The sequence below is a fragment of the Anaerolineae bacterium genome (assembly GCA_014360855.1).
GTDB lineage: Bacteria > Chloroflexota > Anaerolineae > JACIWP01 > JACIWP01 > JACIWP01.
This window is the reverse complement of record JACIWP010000236.1, coordinates 1-4,623: the sequence shown is the minus strand read 5'-3', so window position 1 is coordinate 4,623 and position 4,623 is coordinate 1. Positions and strand designations below refer to the sequence as shown.

The 4,623-nt window shown below is 63.7% G+C and carries 4 protein-coding genes and 1 pseudogene; 3 read left to right on the top strand and 2 right to left on the bottom strand.

Annotated elements, in window-relative coordinates; all coding sequences use genetic code 11:
• Both xseA and H5T60_11760 read right to left on the bottom strand, forming a co-directional pair.
• The coding region (xseA, locus tag H5T60_11765; protein ID MBC7243107.1) for an exodeoxyribonuclease VII large subunit at positions 1 to 1,084 on the bottom strand (1,084 nt) is incomplete at its 3' end.
• Between the two features lie 945 nt (positions 1,085 to 2,029).
• A pseudogene (locus H5T60_11760) lies at positions 2,030 to 2,224 on the bottom strand (ComEA family DNA-binding protein).
• Between the two features lie 245 nt (positions 2,225 to 2,469).
• Here H5T60_11760 and H5T60_11755 point away from each other — a divergent pair.
• Genes H5T60_11755 through H5T60_11745 form a run of 3 tightly spaced genes read left to right on the top strand, consistent with a single transcriptional unit; the run spans position 2,470 to position 4,470 of the window.
• Entirely contained in the window at positions 2,470 to 3,894 is a 1,425-nt protein-coding gene (locus tag H5T60_11755) for a radical SAM protein (GenBank protein ID MBC7243106.1), read from the top strand.
• Between the two features lie 27 nt (positions 3,895 to 3,921).
• Positions 3,922 to 4,116 (top strand): redoxin domain-containing protein, encoded by a 195-nt coding sequence (locus tag H5T60_11750; protein MBC7243105.1) that lies wholly within the window; start codon positions 3,922 to 3,924, stop codon positions 4,114 to 4,116.
• A gap of 9 nt (positions 4,117 to 4,125) precedes the next feature.
• Positions 4,126 to 4,470 carry a redoxin domain-containing protein gene (locus tag H5T60_11745; protein MBC7243104.1) on the top strand — a complete coding sequence of 115 codons (345 nt, stop codon included), beginning with the start codon at positions 4,126 to 4,128 and terminating at the stop codon, positions 4,468 to 4,470.
• Positions 4,471 to 4,623: the final 153 nt, after the last annotated feature.

The window sequence follows — 4,623 nt, the reverse complement described above, 5'->3', positions numbered from 1 at the left end:
GCTGGAGCACAGCCAACGGGTTCAGGCCCTCCAGCCGCGCCCAGTACTGCTGGACCCGCTCGCGCGAAATGGTGAGCTGATGTCGCAAAACCTGCTGGAGGCGGTGGATAAGCTCGTCCACATGCTGGCGTTCTTGGGCGATGCGGTATTCGGGCGAGAGACGCTGGAGCATCCGGCGGTGGGCTTCCACCCGCCGGCGGGATTCGTCCAGCCGGCCCAACATCATCTGCGCCAGCGCGGTCTTCAGCGCCGACAGCCTCTGCCGCAGTTCCTGCTGATCGGGCACAGCCGCCGCGGCGGCCGCCGTCGGCGTAGGCGCGCGGTGGTCCGCCGCAAAATCGGCGATGGTGAAGTCCACCTCATGCCCCACGCCGGTAATGACCGGCACCGCGGAGGACGCGATGGCGCGCGCCACCCGTTCGTCGTTAAAGGCCCACAGCTCCTCCAATGAACCGCCGCCGCGCGCCACGATGATCACATCAATTTCGGCCTGCTCGCGGACGCGGTTCAGCGACTCGATGGCGCGCACGATCTGTGGGGGCGCCTCTTCTCCCTGGACCAGCGTGGGGGCGAGCACGACGCGCACTAGCGGGAAGCGCTGGCGGAGGATGCGCAGGATGTCCTGATAGGCGGCGGCAGAAGGGGAGGTGACGATGCCGACGGCGCGCGGGAACGCCGGCAGAGGGCGTTTGCGAGCCGCGTCGAACAGCCCTTCCGCCTGCAGGCGGGCTTTCAACGCCTCGAATTCCATGTACAAGCGGCCGGCCCCCAGCGGCTGCCATTCCTCGACGTAAAGCTGGTACTGGCCGTGGGGAGGATACAGGGAGACATATCCCCGCGCCAGGATGGATTCCCCATCGGCCGGCAGTCTGCCGTACCAATCCGCCCGCGAGCGCCACATCACACAGCGGATGGCGCTCTCGGCATCCTTCAGGGTGAAGTAGACATGGCCGGCGGCAGAGCGAGAGTAATTGGACACCTCCCCGTACACCAGCACATCCTGCAGTAACGGGTCATTGTCCATCAGGGCTTTGATGTGCTGGGTCAACTGGCTGACGCTCATCCCAAAACGAGGTGGTTCCATACGCCTCCTTGCATGTCGAGGTCAGCGAAACGGGGACTCCGTTTGCACAGAGCCCCCGTCGCGTCCCGGTGAGAGTGAGGGGAAGGGACTGCCTGCCGTTCAGGGCGCCGGCGCGGTTTGTTTCAGCAGTTCCAGCAGGCCGGCCAGGAAGGCATCGAAGCGCTTGGCTTTTTCGCTGACCGCATCCAGCTCCTCCTGCATGGCAGAGACCTGCCGGCGGACGCTTTCCACCTGCCCTGCCAGCTCGTCCACCTGCTTCTGCGCGCTCTCCAGCCCCTGTTCCAGCTTGGCGGCCTGGCCCTGGAGGACAGCCACGTCCGACTGAATCTGCGGGATGACGCGGACGGTGTCGCGCAGTTCCTTCACGGACTGGTTGGTGAGGTCCAGCTCCTGGCGGAAGGTCTCGTTCTGGCCCTGGAGCCGCACCACCTCGGCATTGAGATGGCTCCCGAAGTCATACGAGGTGAAGAGCAGGGTGCGGTTCACCGCCCACACTGCCAGCAGGGAAAGCACAGCCCCCAGCAGTCCTCCGAGCACGACCAGCAGAAGCCCTTTCCAGAAGGTCAGCCGGCCGCTTTCCACCACCTGCAGAGGCGGGGGCAAGGGATACTCTTCTCCTGTGGTCATCTCCGACTTCTCCTTTGCATCAACGTGAGTATTGGCCTGGGCGGCGTTCTCGGTCAAGGGAAGGGAACGCTCGCCCAATAGCTCCGGTTCCTCCTCGACGACGACCTCGGGGCCGGCCACAGGACGAACGTCGGGCTCGGTCTCGTCCTTCATGGGCCGGCGAGGCGGTTGGGGCTCCACCACTCCCTCCGGCACGGGGACCGAACGCTCCCGCATCAGCTCCGGCTCCTCCTCGACGACGATCTCGGGTCCCGCCACCGGGCGCACGTCCGGCTCGGTCTCGTCCTTCATGGGCCGGCGAGGGACCTCCACCTCACAGGTCACCAGAGGGCGCAGACGCTCCACCAACACCGGCCCGATGCCGCGAATGGGAAGCAGGTCTTCAACGCTCTGAAATGGTCCCTGACGCTCCCGCAGTTCCACGATCGCCCTGGCCAGGACCGGGCCGATACCGGGCAGGCGTTCCAACTCCTCCGCTGAGGCACGGTTGATGTTGATTCTGTTCACCGCCATCGGTCACCTCCAATTCGCGCTGGCCTGTTTCCAGGAAGACGATCTGATATCAAGGGACCGCATCCATTTTTATCATACACCATAATAGAGGCGCGGTCAAGGGGTTTGTAGGATTGCCATGTATACCGGTGAGCTGTTGGCCGCCGGCGTGATGCGAGCGGCCGGCCCGATTTCTCCCTTTCTCCCAATCAGGGTATAATGGCGGCAGGATGGATGGGAACAATCGAGCCCCCGCGGCTCGTCTAATGGTCAAACACTCGCTGAAGGGACGTCCCATGCGCGTACTGCTGGTCAACCCGAAGTCCAAGTTACCCATTGATACCCGCACTTCCCCCTCCCTGGGGCTGGCATACCTCGCCGCCGTCTCGGAGCGCCGCGGGGACGAGGTGCGGGTCCACGACGGCGACGTAGAGGATCGCCCGGTCGAAGAAGTAGCGCGAGAATTCCGGCCGCATCTTATCGGCATCACTGCTAATACCACGCAGGTCATGTCCGCCTGGCGCGAGGCCGCCCGCCTGAAAGCAGTACTGGGGGATGTGCCCATTGTGATTGGGGGGCCGCATCCTACCGTACTGCCCCACGAGTCCGCCGCTCGCCCGGAGATCGACATCGTCGTGCGGGGGGAGGGAGAGGCCACCTGGGAGGAGATCTCCGAACGGATTGAGAAGGGGGCAGACCTCGCCGGCGTGCGCGGCATCACGTACCGCCGGCCCGACGGCACCATCGTGGATGAACCCGATCGGCCGGCGCTGGACCTGAGCACCCTGCCGCGGCCGGCGTACCACTATTTCAAGATGGACCGCTACACCAACCTCCAGCCCACCGTGGACCATGTGGAGGGCTACAGCTTCCCTATCATGACCTCGCGCGGCTGTCCTTACCGCTGTAGCTACTGCTCCCAGATTATGGAACGGCGCTGGCGCATGCGCACGCCGGAGGACGTGGTGGACGAATGGGAGTGGCTGGTGCGGGAGATGGGCGCCGCCGAGATCGGCGTGCTGGATGATTCCTTCAACATTGACCGCAAGCGCGTCCTGCGCATCTGCGACCTCATCATCGAGCGCAACCTCCAGCACGTGCCTTGGATCATGATCAACGGCATCCGCGCCAACCTGGCCGACGAGGAACTGCTGGGCAAAATGCGGCAGGCCGGCTGTATCCGCACCGCCTTCGGCGTGGAAAGCGGCAACCAGCACATCCTGGACACCATCATCCACAAACAGCTCACGCTGGACCAGGTGCGCAGGGCCTTCGCCGCCGCCAAAAAGGTCGGCATGGAAACCATCGGCTTCTTTATCATCGGCATGCCGGGCGAGACCGAGGAGACGATGGATGATACCATCCGCTTCGCCTGCGAGCTGGACCCGCTGGTGGCCAATTTTTCCATCGCCACCCCCTTCCCCGGCACCGAGCTGTATGAGATCGTCAAGGCCCGCGGGCGCATCCTGGCGGAGACCTGGGATGATTTCGTCTTTTTCGAGGGGAAGGCGCGTTTCGAACTGCCGGATTTGCCGGCGGAGCTGGTGGAGCGCAAATGGCGCGAGGCCTACCGCCGCTTCTACTTACGGCCCCACCGCATCGCCCGCACCCTGATGCGCAAGCAGACCTGGCTCCAACTGCCGCGCACCCTGCGCATGGCCTGGCGCACCGTGGTGACCGGCACAGATTAACCCTGCTTTTCGAGAGGTAACCGACCCATGAGAAAGGTGCTATGGCTGATTCTCATCGCTTTGCTCGTCCTGGCGGGATGCGGTCAGGGCGCTGGCGGGCTGAAAGAAGGTTCGCCGGCCCCGGCCTTCACCCTCCCCACCGCCACCGGGGAAACCGTGTCGTTATCCGACTATGTCGGAAAACAGCCGGTGCTTCTCTTCTTCCACATGGCCGCCGGCTGACCGCCCTGCGTGAAGCAGATCGTCGATCTGCACAATGACCCACAGTTCCAGACGCTGAACGTCGCACTCGTCAGCATCGCATTTGACTCGCGCGAGGAGCAGGTACAGCTCATTCAGGAATACGGTATTACAGGTGTGCCCATGGCTATTGATGCGGACCACTCCGTCTCCAAGGCCTATGACGTGCTGAAGTGGGCCGTGGGCACCGGTGAACCCAGTCATACCTTTGTCCTGGTGGACTCCTCCGGGAAGATCGCCTGGATCAAGGATTATGGCGCTCCGGACAAGCCGGACCGGACCATGTATGTCCCGCCGGCGGAGCTGGTGCGGGAAATCAAGCTCCATCTACGCTGAGCTATCCCTGATGTGCAGGGAGGAGACATGTTGAATCTAGGACAAGAGTTTTGCGAGCCGGCGCCCACCAAAATCCGATGTAGTGTGGGCGTCACCGCCTACAACGAAGAAGCCAATATCGGCGCGCTCCTGGAAGCACTGATCAATCAGCGG

Coding starts and splice junctions, on each gene's coding strand:
- H5T60_11750 (MBC7243105.1), top strand. CDS start 3,922: ATGAGAAAGGTGCTATGGCTGATTCTCATCGCTTTGCTCGTCCTGGCG.
- H5T60_11755 (MBC7243106.1), top strand. CDS start 2,470: ATGGTCAAACACTCGCTGAAGGGACGTCCCATGCGCGTACTGCTGGTC.